The sequence below is a fragment of the Mesorhizobium sp. L103C119B0 genome, from assembly GCF_000502235.1.
Classification (GTDB): Bacteria; Pseudomonadota; Alphaproteobacteria; order Rhizobiales; family Rhizobiaceae; genus Mesorhizobium.
On the sequence record NZ_AYXE01000001.1, the window covers coordinates 125,192 to 144,442 of the forward strand.

A 19,251-nucleotide genomic window follows, 5' to 3' on the forward strand; every position below is an offset into this window, starting at 1 on the left:
AAGCAGAGGGTTTGCACATTTCGGCGCGGTCGGGTGCTTAGTTCGGGCATCCCGCAAAGTAGGAATATGTTCCTTTGCGAGTCAATTCACACTTAATTCCACCTTGGCGATCTTCACAGCAGGTTAAATCCAACCGTCGATGAAGGGATTGGGTTGGATCAGCTCGGCAGCATAGGGCAGTTGGCACCACGGCGCAGGCTGATATGCGCCACGTCGCCGACGCTGAATTGAAAGCCCTCGGCCTGGCGCGGCGCATCGATCACCACCGGCAGCCCCTGCCCGAGTTCAGCATGCAGGCGCAGCGTGCGGCCGTGGAAGACGATGGAGTTGACGCGCGCCGGCGTGGTGCCGGCGGCGGCGTCGGTGGTGGCCAGCAGATCCTCCGGACGGACGCCGATGGTGTGCGTCGCACCTTCGCCGGGCGTGTCGCCGGTTTCGGATGTCGCCTCCAGCGAGAGCCCGCCGGCGGCGAAGCGCAGGCGGTCGCCATCGCGGCCGATGAAGCGCGATTGCAGCAGGTTCATCGTGCCGATGAAGCTCGCGACGAATTTCGTCGCCGGCCGGTCGTAGAGCGTGGCCGGCGGCGCGATCTGCTCGATGCGGCCCTTGTTCATGACGACGATGCGGTCGGAGATCGACAGCGCTTCGGTCTGGTCGTGGGTGACCATGACGAAGGTGGTGCCGAGCCGCGACTGCAGCCGCTTCAGTTCAACCTGCATCTGTTCGCGCAGATGCGCATCGAGCGCCGACAGCGGTTCATCGAGCAACAGAACGCGCGGCTCGCAGACTATGGCTCGGGCGAGCGCGACGCGCTGGCGCTGGCCACCCGACAGTTCGGAAACGCGGGCGCCGAGCTTGTCGGCGAGGCCGACCATGTCGAGGGCTTCGCGGACGCGCTTTGCCTGCTCGGCGCCGGACAGTTTGCGCAGCGACAGGCCGAAGCCGACATTCTCGGCGACGTTCATATGCGGGAACAGCGCATAATCCTGGAACACGGTGTTGACGGGACGGTCGAACGGCCTGAGCGCGGTGATGTCGCGACCATCGAGCAGCACCTTGCCGCTCGACGGGCTCTCGAAACCGGCAATGACGCGCAGGCTGGTGGTCTTGCCGCAGCCCGAGGGCCCGAGCAGGGTGATGAACTCGCCGCTGATAATGTCGAGATCGACGGCGTCGAGCCCGACAATGCCGCCGGGGAAAACCTTCGAGACCGTGTCCAGGCGTACCAGCGCATCAGGCGCCATCGCGAACCTCGGACGGCTTGGTGGTGTTGACCCAGAGGATCTGGCAAGGCTCGGTGCCGGGATTGCGGAAGGCGTGCAGAAGCGTGCTCTTGAAGGCAAAGGAGTCGCCGCTCTTCAGCACGTATTTTGTCGAGTCCACCACCAGTTCGACCTCGCCCGACAGGACATAGCCGAACTCGTGACCGATATGCGCGTAGGCTTCCGCCGTGCCGCCATCGGCTTCCACGGTCACCAAGAGGCCGGTCAGCGCCGCGCCCGGCGGCGACAGCAGCGCCTTGGCGATGCCTTCCGACTTGACCGGGAGCTGCCGCCTTTTGTCGGCGCGCACGCAATAGAGATCGTTGGCGGCTTCGTTGCCGTCGGTGATCAGCGCCGAAGGCTCGATGTCGAGCGCGGCCGCAAGCGGCCAGATCACCTTGACGCGCAGCGAAGACAGGCCGCGCTCGATCTGGCTCAGCGCACCGATGGAGACGCCGGCTTTTGCTGCCAGCTCGGCCAGCGACAAATTGCGCTCCAGCCGCAGCGCCCGCACGCGCCGGCCGACGCGAATGTCGGCGTCGGCCTTTGGTTTCGCTTCGAGCATGTCCATCAGTTGGTCCTTGTTGCAGTCTTTGGCGCGGCGGCAAGACCCGCGGGCTTCAGGAGATTAGTCACAATTACCTGCCGTCGGCGCTGCCCCTCCCTGCCGGACATTTCTCCCCGTATAGTGACGGGGAGAAAGCGGCTGGTCGCAAACTCGGCGCCATTTCTGCAACGTTTGCGGTTTGCGAAATCGCTGGTGACAGCGCCCCTCTCCCCGTCTCTATACGGGGAGAGGATGCCGGCAGGCAGGTGAGGGGCAGCGCAACCGTCGGCGATGGATCCCTCACCCGCCCGCCTTCACTTTCTCGAACATCTTCGCCACATCGTCGTTCTGCTTCATCGGGCCGGTGAAGATGGTGGTCTTCAGCATCACCTCCGGGTCGGCCGGCAATTGCAGCTTGTCCAGTTCGTCCTTCGCCACGCCGGCGAAGGCGGTGCTCAGCGAGCTGCCATAGCCGTAGGCTTGGATCAGGTACTTACCCGAGTCGGCGTCGAGCCGGCTGTTGATGAAGTCATAGGCGAGGTCGACGTTTTTGGCGTCCTTGAGCATGACGAAGCCGCAGGCCCAGGTCAGCATGCCCTCCTTCGGCTTCATGAACTCGACCGGCACGCCCTGCTTCTTCAGCGAGGTTGCCGACGCGTTCCAGGTCATGGCGGCGACCAGCTGGCCGCTGGCCAGCGCCTGTTCGACCGAGGTCATGTCGGTGGTGTAGTTGGAGAGCAGCGGACGCTGCTCGCGCAATTTTTCCGCCACCTTGTCCATCTGCTCCGGCGTCATATCGAAGGGGTTTACGCCGGCCAGAAGTGCTGCAACGATCGGCGTGTCATGCACGGCATCGATGGTCGCCATGCGGCCGGCATATTGCTTGTCCCACAGAAGGTTCCAGCTCGCTTCCGGGTTCTTCACCAGATCGGTGCGGTAGAGGATCGAGGTGTTGCCCCAGTCCCACGGCACCATCCAGACCTTGCCGTCGCCGGCCTGGATGTCGGGCAGGTTCTTGAACACCGGGAAGATCGAATCCCAGTTCTTGATGCGCTTGGTATCGATCGGCTGCAGCAGGCCTTCCTTGTTCCAGCGCGCCACCTTGTCGTAGCAGGGATGGGCGATATCGGGGCGGAAGCCGGCCTTGACCTTGGTGAAGGCATCGTCGTCGTCGCCGAAGATCGAGGCCTCGACGCCATCGGGATGGGCCGTCAGGAAGCTCTTGTTGAAGTCGGGCAGTTCATAGCCGGACCAGGTGAAATATTGCAGCTTGTCGGCGGCGAAGGCGACAGTCGACGACAGGACGATTGCAAGCGCGGCAAGCCCGGTGCGGGCTGTCTTTGCAGTGATCGATTTCGGGCCAGTGATCGATTTCAGCCCAGTAATTGATTTCGGGTCGAATGCCATTTCGGTTCTCCTCTTTTGTTATGGTTCAGGCTGGACTGGTGGGCGCCNCGGGCTGTGCTCAGCCCGCGATGGCGCAGGATTTCGGCGATGCCGGCGATGATGACGGACACAGCAAGGATAGCTGTCCCCAGCGCCATCACGGTCGGCAGCGAGCGAGGAAAACGCAGTTGGCTCCAGATGTAGAGCGGCAGCGTCGGCTCGGTGCCGGCGAGAAAGAAGACGACGATGAACTCGTCGAAGGAAATCAGAAAGGCCAGCATGAAGGCCGAGACGATGGCCGGCAGCGAGAGCGGCAACATCACCCGCCGGAAGGTCGTCCAGTCGGAAGCGCCGAGATCGAGTGCGGCCTCGCGAATGGTTTTCGGAATTGCGGCAAACCGGCTGCGCATGATCACCACGGTGGTCGGCAGCGCCACCAGTATGTGGCCGAGAACGATGGCGATGCGCGACGGGCCGAGGCCGATGAGATTGACGAGGATCAGCAACGATATGCCGACGATGACGCCGGGGATCAGGATCGGCAGCCTGGAGATGGCGCTGATGGTGGCGGCGAGCGGCGAACGACCGTAGAGGTCCATATAGGAGACGGTGATGCCGCAGAGCGTGGCGCCGGCGGCGGCCACGACGCCAATGACGAGACTGTTCAAAAGCGCGCCGGACAGCGCCGGATTGCCATAGAGCGTGGCATACCATTCGAGCGTGAAGCCCTGCAGCGGAAACGCGGCCTGGATGGAGTTGTTGAAGGAAAACAGCGGGATCAACAGCACCGGCAGATAGAGGAAGACGAGATAGGCAAGCACATAGACGCCGAGCCAGCCGCGGCCATCATCTCTCCGCGCCGCGCTCATGTGCGGCTGCCGAATTTGCGGTCGGCGCCGCGTGCGACCAGCACCACGCAGAGGATGACCAGCATCACGCAGACTGAAAGTGCCGCCCCGAACGGCCAGTCATTGGCCTTGCCGAACTGCGACTGGATCAATGTGCCGATCATGGTGCTGGCGGGACCGCCGACCATGGCCGGGGTGACATAGTCGCCGACCGTCGGCACAAAGACGACGAGGGCGGCCGCCAGAACGCCCGGCATCGAATTGGGCAAGACGACGCGGCGAAACGCCGTGAACGGTCTGGCGCCGAGATCGGAGGCGGCTTCGAGCAGTGATTTCGGGATGGTGTCCAGCGCCACATAGATCGGCAGGATGGCGAAGGGCGCATAGGCATGCGCCAGCGTGACGACCACCGCCGCCGGCGTGTTGAGGAAGGCCAGCGTCGGCTCCGACCAGATGCCGCTTTCGATCAGCGCCGAGTTCAAGACGCCGTTGTAGGCGAGCACGATCTTCCAGGCGAAGACGCGCAGGAGATAGCTGGTCCAGAACGGCAGGGTCACCAGAAACAAAAGCAGGCTGCGGCGGCGGCCGGCATAGAAGGCGAGATAGTAGGCGACGGGATAGGCGGTGACGACGGTCGCCAGCGTCACCAGGCCGGCGATCACCAGCGAGCGCAGCGTCACCGTCCAGTAGAGCGGATCGGAGACCACGGTGATGAAGTTGCCTGCCCTGAAGCCGGCGCCGAGCAGCGAACCGTCATTGCCGCGAAGTGAGAGGAAGAGCACAAGGCCAAGGGCAAACAGGATCAGGAACAAGGTGACCAGCCCGCCCGGCAGCAACATGGCGAAGCGGAAGCCTCGGGACGACCCTGCCGGCGCTTCTGTTGCAACGATGCTCGACATCGGACTGCTCAACGGAAATATGAAATCGGCTTAGCTTTTTTCATATTTGTGAAACTGTCAAGCTGAATCCACGAGGCCTAGGCGACCGGCGCCCAATCAGCGCTCGAAGGCGTCGAGCATCCGGTACCAGGCGATGGTCGCGGCGACGCCGACCTGGCGGAAGGCGTGGAACGGGATCGGCCGGACCGGCGACAGCGGGAACGGCAATTGATTGACATCGCCGCCCGCGAGGTAGCCCGCCATGCGTTTTCCCAGCGCGGTCATCAGGCCGACGCCCCTGCCCTGGCAACCAACCACGGCGAGCAGGCCCTTTTCCGGCTCATGGATGTGCGGCAGGTGATCCGGTGTCATCGCCACGCGGCCGAACCAGCGCTTCTCGATGACGACATCGGAGAGCGCCGGATAGAGCCGCACCAGCGCGCGCTGCAGATGCGCCCAGTCGGCCTCGCTCCTCAGCCGCGCCATGCGGCCGCGGCCGCCAAGCACCAGATGGCCGTCGGCTGTTTTGCGGTAGTAGACGAGAATGCGCCTGGAGTCGGACACCGCCTGCCCTTCCGGCAGGATCGTCGCCGCAAGGTTGGATGACAGCGGCGCGGTCGCGACCTGGAAGGAATGCAGCGGCACGATCGTTTCCGCGAGGCCCGGAAGCAGTCCATCGGTATAGGCGTTCGTCGCCAGGACAACCGCTTTCGCCCGCACCTCGGCGCCGCTTTCGGTTGAGACACGCCAAAGGCCGGCCTCCTTGCGGAGTTTCACCACCTTCTGCCGCTCGGCAATGCTGGCGCCGGCGGCGGCGGCGATGCGCGCCAGTTCCACTGTATAGGCGAGCGGATCGATGATGCCGGCGCGGCGGTCGAGCCAGCCGCCGAGATAGCCTTGCGCGCCGGTCATAGCGGCGATCTCGCTTTCATTCAGAAGCCGGACATCGGCGCCACGCGCCCGCCATTGACGATCCCTGTTCGCCGCCGCTTTCAATGCGGTTTCGGTATGCGCGGCCTGGATCCAGCCCTTGCGCGTGAACGGCACCGCCAGCTTTTCGTCTTGGATGAGATCGAACACCGTATCCGCCGTCGAGGCGGCGAAATCGACCAGCGCTTGGCCACGCTCGGGGCCGAAATGCTCGAGCAGCCATTCGGGATCATATTTCAGGCCGGGAATGACCTGGCCGCCATTGAGGCCCGAGGCGCCCTGGCCGATCTCGCCAGCCTCCAGCACCTGTACACCGAGACCGAGCCGGGCTGCGTGCAAGGCGGTCGACAGGCCCATGAAGCCGCCGCCGACGATGGCAACGTCGACCGGCGCAGTGACGAGCAACTGGAAGGCGGATGCGGTCTGCGGCTTCTGCCAGATCGGAACGGAAAACGGTGCGGGCAAGGCTTCACCTGGAGTATGCGGAAAATGAAAATTCTAGTGCCAGTTTCATTTTTTTGAAAGAGCGGGCCTCATGTCAGAACCGACAATTGCCTGCGCCACGGGATAGACCTTTGGCGTGAATCCGGTGAAAGTGCAGCGGCCCAGCTGCCATCTCGATCATCAAAGGACCGTAAGCCATGACGAACCCAACGCAGCTTCCCGCCGACGGGCTCTTCATCGGCCGAGCCAAGGCAAGCGATGCCTCGCATCCGCTGGTGGTCACCGTGCGCGACGGCATCGTTTTCGACGTCACCTCGACCACCGCAGCCACAGTGCGCGACATCTGCGAGATGGCCGATCCGGCCGGACACGTGCGCTCTGCCAAGGGCGAACCGATCGGCTCGCTCGACGCGATCGCCGCCAACAGTTTTCAGGCCACCCGCGATCCGGCAAAACCCTATCTGCTCTCGCCTGTCGACCTGCAGGCGGTGAAGGCGTCGGGCGTGACCTTCGTGGTCAGCCTGCTCGAACGCGTCATCGAGGAGCAGGCGCGCGGTTCGGCGGAAAAGGCCGACGCCATCCGCGCCGACATTGCCGGGCTGATCGGCCACGATCTGTCCAAGCTGAAGCCCGGCTCGCCTGAGGCGATGGAGATCAAGGCCAAGCTCATCCAGCGCGGCGCCTGGTCGCAATATCTGGAAGTCGGCATCGGCCCCGACGCCGAGATCTTTACCAAATGCCAGCCGATGGCGTCCGTCGGCTTCGGCGCCGATGTCGGGCTGCATCCGGTGTCGACCTGGAACAACCCCGAGCCGGAGATCGCCATGATCGCCGCCAGCACCGGCAAGATCGTCGGCGCCACCATCGGCAACGACGTCAATCTGCGCGACGTCGAGGGACGCTCGGCGCTGCTGCTCGGCAAGGCCAAGGACAACAATGCCTCGGCCTCGCTTGGGCCCTTCATCCGGTTGTTCGACGCAAGCTTTTCCATCGACGATGTCAAGCGCGCCACTGTGCGGCTGAAGGTCGAGGGCGAGGACGGGTTTTCGCTGGAGGGCGCGAGCTCGATGGCCGAGATCAGCCGTTCGCCCGAAGAGCTGGTCGCGGCCGCCATGGGGCCGCACCACCAGTATCCCGACGGCTTGGCGCTTTATCTCGGCACCATGTTCGTGCCGTCGAAGGATCGCGGCGAGAAGGGCAAGGGATTCACCCACAAGATCGGCGACATCGTCACCATCTCGTCGGAGAAATTCGGCGCGCTGGTGAACCGCGTGCTTCTGTCGCCCGATTGCCCGCACTGGACCTACGGCGCCAGCCATCTCATGCGGGACCTCGCCAAGGCCGACCTGATCTGATTTCGGAGCAGCGGGACGAACGGATAGCCGATAAACGTTCGTATCCGGTCCCTGTAAGCCGTTTGTTAGCGGAATCCGGGTGACTGTATCGGAAATTCGCTCCAGGATCGGGGCGCGGTCTGTGGGGGCCGAATCGCATGCTCGGTTTGCCGATGATATCGGTGCGCAATCTCGCCATGCGTTATGGCGGCGTTGTCGCGCTCAGGGATATGAACCTGTCTGTCGGACAGGGGACCATCCATGCTGTCGTCGGTGAAAGCGGCGCCGGAAAGTCGACGCTGGTGAAGGTGCTTGCCGGCGTGCTCCGGCCCAACAGCGGCACCATCCGCGTCGGCGACCAGATCGTCACCGTCGACAGCCCGATCGCTGCACGCAAGCACAGCTTCGGCGTCGTCCACCAGGGGCTCGGCCTGTTTGCCGACCGCTCGGTGCTGGCCAATCTGTTCGTCAATCGCGAGCCGTTGCGCAATGGCTTCGTCTCCAGGCGCGAGATGGAGGCACGCAGCCGCACCTTGCTTCGGCAACTCAAGCTCGACGTCGATGTCCACGCTCCTGTGGGACAACTCGGCATGGGCGAACGGCAATATGTCGAACTCGGCCGCGCAATTCTGGAAGGCCCGAGGCTGCTGATCCTCGATGAACCGAATTCTGCGCTCGACCGGCGCCAGACCGAGCACCTGTTCACCGTACTAAGTGACCTCAAGGCCAAGGGCACGAGCGTGCTCTATGTCTCGCACCGGCTGGAGGACGTGTTTGCGATCGCAGACCAGGTCACCGTGATGCGCAACGGCCGTGACGTGCTGACAAGTGAGCGCTCGGCGTTGAGCGAAGCCGATGTGATCGACGCCATGATCGGCCAGCAGCGCGGCAGCCTGTTCCCGCCTGCACTGCCGGCCAATGCCAGCACGATAAGGCCGCGGATCACGGTGGAGGGTCTGAGCGGCGGCCGGATTTCCGGCGTCAGCTTCACCGCCCGCTCCGGCGAGATCCTCGGCTTGGCCGGGCTTGAGGGGTCGGGCGTTGAAGACCTGTTCGAGATGCTGTTTGGCCTGCGCGAGGCGCAAAGCGGCAGGGTGCGGCTCCCCGACGGCTACGGCTTGCCTGGAAATCCGACCGAAGCGGCGCGGCGCGGCATCGGCCTGGTGCCGGCCAACCGCCTGTGCAACGGCCTGATGCCCGACCGGTCGCTGGCCTTCAACATAGGCAACATCGCTACCGGCGCCCGCAACTGGGGGTCTCGCCGCTACTCGCCCAAGGCCGCGATCGCCGCCGCCGCAAGGCAGATCGATGCGCTGCGCATCAAGGGCCTGCCGGACGCGCCGGTGAATTCGCTGCTGGCCGGCGATCAGCAGAAGATCGTAATCGCCAAATGGCTGGAGACGGCGCCGCAAGTGCTGCTCCTAGACAATCCGGCTGGCGGTATCGAGGCGGCTGCCAAGCGCAAGATCTATGCGCTGATCCGGCAGATGGCGGCCAATGGCTGTATCGTTTTGCTGCGTTCGGTCGAGCCGTCCGAACTGACCAACCTCAGCAACCGCGTCCTTGTCTTCCACCGCGGCCGGGTCGCCGGCGAGCTGTCCGGCGCCGAGATGAAGCGAAGGACAGTGCTGCAACTGACCACCACCGGCGAGATGCCGGAGGCGGAGCGGCCGAAAAAGAAACTCGTGGGAGCCATGGCATGACACGATTGGATCCCATGCTACAGCTTGCCAGTTCGGCTGCCCACCCGAAGCGCAGCCTTCACCTGCCCGTCGAACTCAGGCCGCTCATCGGGCTCGTTGTCCTTGTGGCGATTACAGGCTTTGCCCGGCCGGATTTCCTCGACGAGGCCAATGTGCTGTCGTTGCTGGAAACCGCTGCGTATCCCGGCATGCTGGCGATCGGCATGGTGTTCGTGCTCGCACTCCGCGAGATCGACCTTTCCGTCGGCTGGATATTCCATCTCGCGGCCCTTCTCACCGCATTCCTTCTGGCCGCCGGCATTGACCCGTGGCTTGCCGCCCTTTCCGGCGTGCTGCTCGGCGCCGGGCTCGGCCTCGTCAACGGCCTGCTGGTGGTGGCGCTGCGACTGCCGGCCATCGTCGTTACGCTGGGCACCTTTGCAATGTTCCGGGGCCTGGCGGCGGTGGCCGTCAAGATGCAAGCGACAGCTCCGGCCAGCCCAGGCGGCGACTTCTTTGAGATCGTTCACGGCAAGCTGTTCGGCCTTGTGCCGACGGCTGTCTTTGTCTTCGTCACAATGGCGGTGGTGATGCACCTCGTGCTTCACCGCAGCCGCTTCGGCTACCGGATCCAGGCCGTCGGCAGCAATCCGCAGGCGGCGCTCTATGCCGGCATCCCGACAGGTGCTGTGCGGCTGCAGACGCTGGTGCTGATGGGCATCGTCTCGGGGCTGGCGGGCGCGCTGTGGCTTGGCTCTCCCGTTACCGACGTCGACCAAGGCGGCGGTTTCGTGCTGATGGCGATTGCCGCGGCGATCATCGGCGGCACCTCGCTTTCCGGCGGGCGCGGCACCGTCTTCGGTGCGGTGATCGGCATGCTGATCGTCCAGGTCATCTTGAGCGGCGTGACCCTGTTCGGCATCGACGCCGCATGGAGCCCCTTCGTGATCGGCGCGGTGATGGTGCTGGCGCTCGCGCTCGACCGGCTGGCCAAGGTGCTGCGCAACCGCCAGGCCGAGCACTTTCAGGAAAATCCGCGCGCCTGAGTTTAAGCCCCGCCTGCTTGCCGGGAAATATCTCTATCTCTTGGTTGACGCAATTCCGGACGGAAAACCGTTTCACACTTTTCCTGGAATCGCCCTCTAACTGATGCGATCTGATGGGATCGATGATGGCGCGTTGCATCGCGCCACCATCCATTGGGCGGATGGAGGCTTGCCATCGGCCGCAAAAGAAGATGCTCTGCGCATCCGGGTCGGCGCTGGCAGGAGGAGAGGATCAAGGGCATGGCCCGGATCATCGCCGGACGTGGAGGTCGTTTTTCAACATGGGAGGAAAGCAAATGCTGACGAGGCTACGATTACTCGTGCTTGGCTTGATTGTGGCGCTGGCCGTTCCGGCGGCGGCACAGGCCAAGACGTTCTACTGGATTTCGCATGGCGGCCCGGCCGACCCGGTCTGGACCTACTTCCTGGCCGGCGCCAAGCAATGGGCGAAGGACACCGGCAACACCGTCAACACCTCGTTCCACAATGGCGACGTTGCCTCGCAGCAGGAGGCCGTGCGCGCCGCGATCTCGGCAAAGGCCGACGGCATCGTCACCACCAGCCCCGATCCGGGCAGCCTGATCGAAATCGCCAAGGAAGCCAACACGGCCAAGATCCCGATCATCAACTTCAACACGCCCGATCCCAAGGCAAGCTTCGACGCCTATGTCGGCGGCGACAACGTCACCTTCGGCAAGCACTGGGCGCAATATCTGGTCGACAAGGGCCTGGTGAAGAAGGGCGACTTCGTCTGGATGCCGGTCGAAATCCCCGGCGCCACCTACGGCGTCCAGGAAGAGGAAGGCATCAAGAGCGTCTTCGAACCGCTGGGGATCACCTATGAGATCACCGAAGCGACCCTCGACCAGGCCGAAGCCATCAACCGCATGGTCGACTATCTCACCGCCAACAAGGCCAAGGTCAAGGCAATCATCGGCCTCGGCGATCTGGTCACCGGCTCGATCAAGCGGGTGTTCGACCAGGCCGGCATCAAGCCGGGCGAAATCCCGGTCGTCGGCTGGGGCAACTCGCTCGACACCACCCAGGAAGTGCTGACCGGCTACGTCAATGCCGGCCAGTGGCAGGACCCGCAGGCGACCAGCTACGTCGCGCTGTCGCTGGCCAACATGGCGGCGTCAGGCATTCCTCCGGGCTTCAACGTCATCACCGGCGCGCTCTATGAAAAGGACACCGCGCAGGTCTACGACGACATCCTGTCGGGCAAATAACCCAGACCTTCAACAGTCGCGGCCGCAGCCGCGGTCGCGACTGTCTTTTCGCCGAGCCCTTCGCGTTGCGCGCTGGGCTCAGCCTTCCCCTTCCTGTCGCAGGTTATCAGTGGAAAACCGTTCGCTCATCCAACGCCTGATCGCGAGGCCGGAATTCGGGCCCTTCGTTCTGCTCATCGTCGAAATCGCGGTGTTCTGGAGCATCAACCACGATTTCCTGTCGCCGCAGAACATCTCCAACACGCTGGCCTTCACCGTCGAGCTCGGGCTGATCGCGCTGGCGATGACGCTGTTGATGACGTCGGGTGAATTCGATCTGTCGGTCGGCTCGCTGTTCGGCTTTTCGCCGGTGCTGATGTGGACGCTGTTCAACAGCGGCCTGACCTCGCTGGAGGTCGGCTTCCTCGCCGCGCTGCTGATCGCGGCCTTCATCGGCCTGGTCAATGGCTGGTTCGTCACGCAGCTGAAAATCCCATCCTTCCTGGTGACGCTCGGCATGCTGCTGGTGGTGCGCGGCACCGCGCTGTTCGTCACCGACGGCTTTCCGCAGCGGACGTGGAGCGCCGAGGGCAGCTGGCTGGCCGAAGCGCTGGTCGGTGATTTCTTCATCGGCCCGTTCCGCATCTACATGTCGCTCTTCTGGTTCATCGCGGCGGCCATCGCACTGGGCTACGTGCTGACGCAAAGCCGGACCGGCAACTGGATCCAGGCAGCCGGCGGCAATCCAGGCGCCGCAAGGGCGCGCGGCGTCAACGTCAGCGGCGTCAAGATCGGCCTGTTCGTGCTGTCGTCGGTGATGGCTTCGCTTGCCGGCGTCATCTCGTCGCTGCGCACGTCGGCCGCCAACCCCAACAGCGGCACCGGCTACGAGCTCGAAGTCATCGCCATGGTGGTGATCGGCGGCACGGCGCTGACCGGTGGGCGCGGCACCATCATCGGCACCGTGCTCGGCATCCTCATCCTGCGCGTCATGCGCAACGGCATCGTGCTGATCGGCGTGCCCGGGCTGGCCTACAACATCTTCATCGGCGCCATCATCCTCGGCATGATGGCGCTGCACTCATGGCTGGAACGCCGGCATCAGGCAGGGACCTAGAACCATGGCTGAACCGCTCATCCGCATGTCCAACATCAAAAAGTCCTACGGGCGCGTGCAGGCGCTCGAAGACGCCAATTTTCATGTCAACGAAAGGGAGATCGTCGGCCTGCTCGGCGACAATGGCGCCGGCAAATCGACGCTGATCAAGGTGTTGTCGGGGGCGGTGCCGCTGACCAGCGGCGACATTTTCATCCGCGGCAAGAAGGTCAATCTGCGCAGCACCAGCGACGCCATCGCGCACGGCATCGAGACGATCTACCAGGATTCGGCACTGGTGACGCAGCTGTCGATCGCGCGCAACCTGTTCCTCGGCCGCGAGCCGATCAAACCGCCGCGCTTTTTGAACCGCATGGACCAGGAGGCGATGAACAATGTCGCCCGCGACCTGCTGAAACAGGTCGGCATCTCCAAGAACATCCCGCCGACGACGCCGATCGGCTCCCTGTCCGGCGGCGAGCGGCAGGCCGTCGCCATCGCACGCGCCATGCACTTCGACAGCGACCTGATCATCCTCGACGAGCCGACCAACAATCTCGGCGTCGCCGAGACGCAAGGCGTGCTGAGCTTCGTGCGCAACGCGCGCGATTCCGGGCATTCCTGCATCTTCATCGCCCACAACATCCACCATGTCTTCCAGGTGGTTGACCGCATCGTCGTCATGCGCCGGGGCAAGGTGGTGGCCGACGACATCGACCCGAAGAAGACCAGCGTGGCCGAGGTCGAACGCATCATCACCGGGATGTCGGACAAGGAGATCCGCGACGCCATCATCGAAGGCGGGCCATCGCACGGCTGAACCGTCTTCGCGCCGTCTGGCACGGAAACGCATCCGCTCTAACTCGTTGTAGAGCATGACCTTTTGACAAAACGGTTCCCGTTTGTCCGAGAAAACCGGCTTCCCACTTTTCGGGATCATGCTCTATGACTGCAGCCATGAAAGCCACCGTTGCCGACATAGCCAGGAGCTGCGGCCTGTCGACCGCGACCGTCGACCGGGTTCTGAACAACCGGGCCGGCGCGAGCGCCGCCAACCGCCAACGGGTGATGGAGGCGGCCAAGCAGCTCGGCTATTTGCCGGTGGTCGATCAGGTGACGCTGCCGTCGCGGCCGGCGCATCTTGAATTCTTCCTGCCGATCGGCGCCAACGGTTTCATGATCGACCTCGCCGGGCACATCGAGGACTATGCGGGACGCCTGCCGCTGGTCGCCTCGTGCCGGATCCACAATCTCGGCGGCATCTCGCCGGCAGCGCTGCAGGCGGCGGTTGAAAATCTGTCGCTGAAGGCCAATGGCGTCGGCGTCATTGCCGTCGATCATCCGCGAACGCGCAACATATTGCGCGATGTGGTCGAGGCAGGCATCCGCCTTGTCACGCTGGTCTCCGACGTTCCAGCCGCCCCGCGTTCGGCCTATGTCGGCATCGACAACCGGGTTGCCGGACGCACGGCGGCGCTGTTGATGGGGCGCTTCCTCAACGGCCGCCAGGGTCATCTGGCGATGGTCGTCGGCTCGCGTTCCTATCGCGGGCACGAGGAGCGCGAAATGGGTTTTCGGTCGGTACTGACAGAGGAATTCCCCAATCTCACCGTCTCGAGTGCGGTCGAGATCAATGACGAACCCGAAGGCAGCTACACAGCAACGATGCAGGCGCTGCACAACGAGCCGGAACTGCTCGGCATCTATTGCGTCGGGGCCGGGCGCTCAGGTGTGGCGAGAGCGCTGCTCGAGGCCAAGCCAAAGAAGAAGCCGGTCTTCATCTGCCACGACCTGACCAAGGAAACGCGCGGCTATCTCGTCGACGACCTCGCCGATGTCGTCATCGACCAGAATGCGCGGCTGATCGCGGAGCAATCTGTGATCCGCCTGCTCGGCTCGATCGCGTCCGCCGCGCCCTACCTGACGAAGAAGTTCATCGAGCCACGGCTGATCTTCAAGGAAAACGTGCCGGTGCAGTGAAGTCGCGCCGTGGCGGTTTGTCCGATTTGTACGACAAGTCGGGGTAGATGCCGCAAATCTGCACAGCAGCCATGCAACTTTCATTGTTGCCGAATCATTGGGCAACCCGTACTCATCTGGGTGTCGGCCATCTACTCCTCCCAGATGCGATGCCGACGCTGAGCGCGGTGCACCTCCTCCCGCATCTCGTTCGAAATCGAGCCCGCTGCCACCTCCTCCCGGCAGCGGGCTTTTTTCATTCTCAAATGAATCTAAATTAGAGTTGACGGGCAAGTTCGGAGAATAGCCAAAAGCCCCGCCGGATGATGGGGACTCCTCAACTCCGAAAGCTGGAATTCAGCGCGCCCTGAAAGAGCTGATCAGGCCTTCAGCCATGCGCACGAACTGCGTGCTGGGGCCCTGGCAGCCCATGGTCTGCACGCTGACGCGCGCCCCTTCGAACAGCAGCGACAGCGTATCGGCCAGAAGCTCGGCCTGACCGATGCCCGCATCCCGGCATAGCGCAGCAAGGCGATCGCGCTGAGCGCTCTTGAGCTCCTTGATCACGCTCCTGGCGGGATGGTCCGGCTCGGTCAATTCGGCGGCGGCATTGGCCATGTCGCAGCCGCGACCGTCAGCCGCCAGGCAAGCAGCGGCCATGCGAATCCAGGCATGCAACTGGGCGAGCTTGTCGCCGGGATGCTCAGCCTCGAATTGGTCCCACATCGCGGCGCCTTTAGCCGCCGACGCGCGCAGGCACTGGACGATCAGTTCGTCCTTGGACTCAAAATGACGGTAGAGCGTCATCTTGTTGGTGCCGGCGGCTTCCGTGATGGCGTCGACACCGACGCCCTTGATGCCATGCTTGTGAAACATGTCCTGCGCCGTCTCCAGGATTCGGTCCCGGGGGCGCACGCGATCGGTAATGCCGTCTGCCATCGCAGTCTCCTTGTCTCCCTAAAAATTCGGTTCACCTCTTGACTAGGGTGTTACCGGTCTGTAACTATCCGAATGTTACTTACTGGTAACACCTATGTGGCCTTCCGTCAATAACAAGGCCGTGAACTGGTCCTGCCAGATCACAAAGGGTGAAAATTGCAGGTCATGCGGCTCCGGCCGGTGAAGAGATGAAAACCGGTTCGCGATCGTCCGATGCGAATCGCTGGAATGGAGACGCTCCAATGTCGCAGCGCAAGGATTTGACCATCGATGAAGCCATCCGGGATCCGATGATCCGGTTGGTGATGAAAGCGGACCGCGTCAATCCGCGCGCCTTCGAAGCGATGCTGAGGACCGTTGCCGATGAGCAGGGCCTCAGCGGTGCGGCGCCGTCTTCGTATTTTTTGCAAGACCCGGGTTCGGTGCGCGGCCGGCGGCAGTCCCGGTCTGCCAATTCTTTTAAAGAGGCCGGTTCTTCTAAAGAGGTTTGCGTGTCGTGGTAAACTTTTTCATCCATCGTCCGATCTTCGCCTCGGCCATCGCCATCATCATGGTGCTCGCCGGGACGATTTGTTATTTCCTTTTGCCGGTTTCGCAGTTTCCCGACATCACGCCGCCGCAGGTCGTGGTCAGCGCGCATTATCCGGGCGCCAGCGCGCAAGTGGTCGCCGATACGGTGACGACGCCGCTGGAGCAGCAGATCAACGGCGTCGAAGGCATGACCTACATGTCGTCGTCGAGCTCCAATGACGGCTCCTCGACCATCACCATCACCTTCGATGTCGGCTATTCCTTGAGCACCGCGGCCGTCGACGTCCAGAACCGCGTCTCGCAAGCGGCCTCCTCGCTGCCGGCGATCGTCAACCAGGGCGGCGTGACGATCAAGAAGCAGAACCCGAATTTCGTCCTCATCGTCAACCTGACCTCGCCCGACAGTTCGGTCGATCCGGTGGCGCTGAGCAACCTCGCCTATCTGCAGGTCGTCGATCCGCTGAAGCGGCTGCCTGGCGTCGGCGACGTGCAGATATTCGGCGAGCGCCGCTATTCGATGCGCGTCTGGCTCGACCCGGACAAGCTCGCCAATCTTGGCATCACCGCTGTCGATGTCCAGAACGCCATCTCGGAACAGAACGTCCAGGTGGCGGCCGGCAAGATCGGCCAGTCGCCGGCGCCCGCCGGCACCGCCTTCGAGATGCAGGTCAACGCCGTCGGCCGCCTGAGCGACCCCAAGGAGTTCGGCGACATCGTCGTGCGCGCCAACACCGGCACCGGCTCGCTGGTGCGACTGCGCGACGTCGCCCGCATCGAGCTCGGCGCGCTGCAATATTCGTCGTCGGCCTTCTTCGGCAAGGACCCGACGGTGGTGCTGGCCGTCTACCAGATGCCCGGTTCCAACGCGCTCGATCTGCAGCAGCACGTCAAGGACAAGATGCAGGAACTGTCGGCACGGTTCCCCAAGGGCGTCAGCTACGCCATGCACTACGACACCACGCGCTTCGTGTCGGCATCGATGCATGACGTGCTGATCACGCTTGGCGAAGCGCTGGTGCTGGTCGTGGCCGTGGTGTTCATCTTCCTGCAGAGCTGGCGCACGACGATCATCCCGACCATCGCCATTCCGGTGTCGCTGGTGGCGACGATGGTGGTCATGGAAATGATGGGCTTCTCGCTCAACATGCTCTCCCTACTCGGCATGGTGCTGGCCATCGGCCTCGTCGTCGACGACGCCATCGTGGTGGTCGAGAATGTCGAGCGACAATTGGAGGCGGGCCTCAAACCGCTGGCGGCGACCAAGGCCGCGATGGCCGAGGTCACCGGACCAATCATCGCCACCACCGCAGTGCTGATGGCCGTCTTCGTGCCCGTCGCCTTCATTCCCGGCGTCTCCGGCAAGCTCTACAATCAATTCGCGCTGACGGTGGCGATTTCGGTCGGCATATCCGCCTTCAACTCGCTGACGCTCAGCCCGGCGCTGAGTGCCGCCTTCCTGCGCCATCGCGGCGAGACGCAGTTCGCCCCGTTCCGCTGGTTCAACACGGGCTTCGACAGACTGTCGCATGCCTATGCGCACGGCGTGCGTATCCTCATCCGGCTGCGCTGGATCATGCTCGGCCTGTTCGCGGCCGGCCTGGTGGCCACCTACTTCGTCTGGCAGAAGCTGCCCTCGACCTTCCTTCCGGTCGAGGACCAGGGTTACTTCTTCGTCGTCATCCAGCTGCCTGACGGCGCCTCGCTGGAGCGCACCGACGCGGTGGCCCAGAAGGCGCGCGACATATTGCAGGCTACGCCCGGGGTCGAGATTGTCGGTTCGATCAGCGGCCTGAACTTCCTGACCAGTGCGGCGCAGTCGAACTCGGCTGTCGAGTTCGCCATCCTGAAGCCATGGGAAGAGCGCGGCCCCGACCAGAGCGCGTCGAAGCTCGTAGCCGACGTGCGCGGCAAGCTGATGCAGATTCCGGAAGCCTTCGCGCTGTCCTTCGATCCGCCTTCGATCCCGGGTATCGGCACCACGGGCGGCTTCGAATTCGTCGTCGAGGATCTCACCGGGCGCGGCAGTTCAGCCCTCAACGACGCGACGCAAGCCGTGATCGCCGAGGCGCGCAAGCAGCCGGAAATCAACCCGCAGCAGCTGTTCTCGCCGTTCTCGACCTCGACGCCGCAGTTCAACTACGACCTCGACCGCAGCAAGGCCAAACTGCTCGGCCTCAACCTGCCCGACGTCTTCAACACGCTGCAGATCTATCTCGGCTCGCTCTACGTCAACGACTTCAACCTGTTCGGCCGCACCTTCCGGGTGACCATCCAGGCCGACAAGGATGCACGTGCCGACGCAGGCGACCTTTCGCGGCTCTATGTGCGCAACGCCTCCGGCGGCATGGTGCCGCTGAGCACACTGGGCAAACTGGTGCCGTTCGTCGGCCCGGAAACCGTGCCGCACTACAACAACAACGCCTCGGCCACGATCAATGGCGGCGCAGCCCCCGGCTTCTCGTCGGGCCAGGCGGTTGCCGCGATGGAACGGGCCGCCGCCACCGCTTTGCCCAGGGATTTCGGTTTCGAATGGACCGGGATCACCTTCCAGGAGCTCAAGGCAGGATCGATCGCGTCGGTCGTCTTCGGCCTCGCCATCGTCTTCGTCTTCCTGATCCTGGCGATGCAGTATGAGAGCTGGGCGATGCCGTTCATGGTGCTGCTGGCGGTGCCACTGGCCCTGTTCGGCGCCTTCGCAGCCCTGTTCCTGCGCGGCATGCAGATCGACGTCTACTCGCAGATCGGCTTCGTCATGCTGATTGGCCTCGCCGCCAAGAACGCGATCCTGATCGTCGAGTTTGCAAGGCGGCGGCGCGAGGAGGGACTGAGCATTGTCGACGCGGCGATGGAAGCTGCGCGGCTGAGGCTGCGGCCGATCCTGATGACGGCCTTCGCCTTCATCCTCGGCGTGCTGCCGCTGATGTTTGCGACGGGTGCGGGTGCGGCAAGCCGGCAGTCGATCGGCACCACCGTGTTTGGCGGCATGGTCGCGGCGACCATCCTGTCGCTGGTGTTCGTGCCGGTCTTCTACGCGGTCATCGAACAGCTGCGCGAAGGCCGCGTGCGCAGCGAACCGAACGCTGCTCATGACCAGGACAATAATGAACCGACTGCCGAACCAGCGCCGATGCGCCTGGCCGAAGCAGCCGAATAGAATTGGA

Annotated in this window: 16 protein-coding genes; 9 read left to right on the forward strand and 7 right to left on the reverse strand. The window is 63.7% G+C overall.

Annotated elements, in window-relative coordinates; translation table 11 throughout:
• Positions 1–158: 158 nt before the first annotated feature.
• The 6 genes from X728_RS165425 to X728_RS165400 form a co-directional block, all read right to left on the reverse strand.
• A complete protein-coding gene (locus X728_RS165425) occupies positions 159–1,244 on the reverse strand; it encodes an ABC transporter ATP-binding protein (RefSeq protein WP_023735598.1) in 1,086 nt (361 codons plus the stop codon).
• Entirely contained in the window at positions 1,234–1,833 is a 600-nt protein-coding gene (locus X728_RS165420; protein WP_023684396.1) for a cupin domain-containing protein, read from the reverse strand. Before X728_RS165420 ends, X728_RS165425 begins: the two co-directional genes overlap by 11 nt.
• A gap of 276 nt (positions 1,834–2,109) precedes the next feature.
• A complete protein-coding gene (locus X728_RS165415) occupies positions 2,110–3,216 on the reverse strand; it encodes an ABC transporter substrate-binding protein (RefSeq protein WP_023668506.1) in 1,107 nt (368 codons plus the stop codon).
• The gene (locus tag X728_RS165410) at positions 3,183–4,064 is read right to left on the reverse strand and encodes an ABC transporter permease (protein ID WP_023830314.1); all 882 of its coding nucleotides are present in this window, start codon (positions 4,062–4,064) and stop codon (positions 3,183–3,185) included. Before X728_RS165410 ends, X728_RS165415 begins: the two co-directional genes overlap by 34 nt.
• Complete coding sequence (locus X728_RS165405) at positions 4,061–4,942, reverse strand: ABC transporter permease (RefSeq protein WP_023830315.1); 882 nt, start codon at positions 4,940–4,942, stop codon at positions 4,061–4,063. Before X728_RS165405 ends, X728_RS165410 begins: the two co-directional genes overlap by 4 nt.
• Before the next feature lie 96 nt (positions 4,943–5,038).
• Entirely contained in the window at positions 5,039–6,316 is a 1,278-nt protein-coding gene (locus X728_RS165400; RefSeq protein WP_023830316.1) for an FAD-binding oxidoreductase, read from the reverse strand.
• A 176-nt stretch (positions 6,317–6,492) separates the two neighbouring features.
• On the opposite strand from X728_RS165400, the gene X728_RS165395 reads away from it, so the two are divergent.
• The 7 genes from X728_RS165395 (at position 6,493) to X728_RS165365 (ending at position 14,641) form a co-directional block, all read left to right on the forward strand.
• The gene (locus tag X728_RS165395; protein WP_023830317.1) at positions 6,493–7,650 is read left to right on the forward strand and encodes a fumarylacetoacetate hydrolase family protein; all 1,158 of its coding nucleotides are present in this window, start codon (positions 6,493–6,495) and stop codon (positions 7,648–7,650) included.
• A gap of 137 nt (positions 7,651–7,787) precedes the next feature.
• Entirely contained in the window at positions 7,788–9,332 is a 1,545-nt protein-coding gene (locus tag X728_RS165390) for a sugar ABC transporter ATP-binding protein (protein ID WP_050589836.1), read from the forward strand.
• A complete protein-coding gene (locus X728_RS165385) occupies positions 9,329–10,357 on the forward strand; it encodes an ABC transporter permease (RefSeq protein WP_196815040.1) in 1,029 nt (342 codons plus the stop codon). Before X728_RS165390 ends, X728_RS165385 begins: the two co-directional genes overlap by 4 nt.
• A 296-nt stretch (positions 10,358–10,653) precedes the next feature.
• Positions 10,654–11,586, forward strand: a complete 933-nt coding sequence (locus tag X728_RS165380; protein ID WP_023687083.1) for a substrate-binding domain-containing protein — start codon at positions 10,654–10,656, stop codon at positions 11,584–11,586.
• 109 nt (positions 11,587–11,695) lie between these two features.
• Positions 11,696–12,682 (forward strand): ABC transporter permease, encoded by a 987-nt coding sequence (locus X728_RS165375; protein WP_023668514.1) that lies wholly within the window; start codon positions 11,696–11,698, stop codon positions 12,680–12,682.
• 4 nt (positions 12,683–12,686) lie between these two features.
• The gene (locus tag X728_RS165370) at positions 12,687–13,481 is read left to right on the forward strand and encodes an ATP-binding cassette domain-containing protein (protein ID WP_023668515.1); all 795 of its coding nucleotides are present in this window, start codon (positions 12,687–12,689) and stop codon (positions 13,479–13,481) included.
• Between the two features lie 137 nt (positions 13,482–13,618).
• Entirely contained in the window at positions 13,619–14,641 is a 1,023-nt protein-coding gene (locus X728_RS165365; RefSeq protein ID WP_023668516.1) for a LacI family DNA-binding transcriptional regulator, read from the forward strand.
• A gap of 336 nt (positions 14,642–14,977) precedes the next feature.
• On the opposite strand, the gene X728_RS165360 is transcribed toward X728_RS165365, so the two are convergent.
• Entirely contained in the window at positions 14,978–15,559 is a 582-nt protein-coding gene (locus X728_RS165360) for a TetR/AcrR family transcriptional regulator (RefSeq protein WP_023830320.1), read from the reverse strand.
• A 242-nt stretch (positions 15,560–15,801) separates the two neighbouring features.
• Here X728_RS165360 and X728_RS165355 point away from each other — a divergent pair, with 242 nt between their 5' ends.
• The gene (locus X728_RS165355) at positions 15,802–16,062 is read left to right on the forward strand and encodes a hypothetical protein (protein WP_023735604.1); all 261 of its coding nucleotides are present in this window, start codon (positions 15,802–15,804) and stop codon (positions 16,060–16,062) included.
• Positions 16,056–19,244: a multidrug efflux RND transporter permease subunit gene (locus X728_RS165350; protein ID WP_023687080.1), complete on the forward strand. Its 3,189-nt coding sequence runs from the start codon at positions 16,056–16,058 to the stop codon at positions 19,242–19,244. The genes X728_RS165355 and X728_RS165350 overlap by 7 nt, the downstream gene beginning before the upstream one ends.
• Positions 19,245–19,251: the final 7 nt, after the last annotated feature.

Coding starts and splice junctions, on each gene's coding strand:
- X728_RS165425 (WP_023735598.1), bottom strand. CDS start 1,244: ATGGCGCCTGATGCGCTGGTACGCCTGGACACGGTCTCGAAGGTTTTC.
- X728_RS165420 (WP_023684396.1), bottom strand. CDS start 1,833: ATGGACATGCTCGAAGCGAAACCAAAGGCCGACGCCGACATTCGCGTC.
- X728_RS165415 (WP_023668506.1), bottom strand. CDS start 3,216: ATGGCATTCGACCCGAAATCAATTACTGGGCTGAAATCGATCACTGGC.
- X728_RS165405 (WP_023830315.1), bottom strand. CDS start 4,942: ATGTCGAGCATCGTTGCAACAGAAGCGCCGGCAGGGTCGTCCCGAGGC.
- X728_RS165395 (WP_023830317.1), top strand. CDS start 6,493: ATGACGAACCCAACGCAGCTTCCCGCCGACGGGCTCTTCATCGGCCGA.
- X728_RS165390 (WP_050589836.1), top strand. CDS start 7,788: ATGCTCGGTTTGCCGATGATATCGGTGCGCAATCTCGCCATGCGTTAT.
- X728_RS165385 (WP_196815040.1), top strand. CDS start 9,329: ATGACACGATTGGATCCCATGCTACAGCTTGCCAGTTCGGCTGCCCAC.
- X728_RS165380 (WP_023687083.1), top strand. CDS start 10,654: ATGCTGACGAGGCTACGATTACTCGTGCTTGGCTTGATTGTGGCGCTG.
- X728_RS165370 (WP_023668515.1), top strand. CDS start 12,687: ATGGCTGAACCGCTCATCCGCATGTCCAACATCAAAAAGTCCTACGGG.
- X728_RS165365 (WP_023668516.1), top strand. CDS start 13,619: ATGAAAGCCACCGTTGCCGACATAGCCAGGAGCTGCGGCCTGTCGACC.
- X728_RS165360 (WP_023830320.1), bottom strand. CDS start 15,559: ATGGCAGACGGCATTACCGATCGCGTGCGCCCCCGGGACCGAATCCTG.
- X728_RS165355 (WP_023735604.1), top strand. CDS start 15,802: ATGTCGCAGCGCAAGGATTTGACCATCGATGAAGCCATCCGGGATCCG.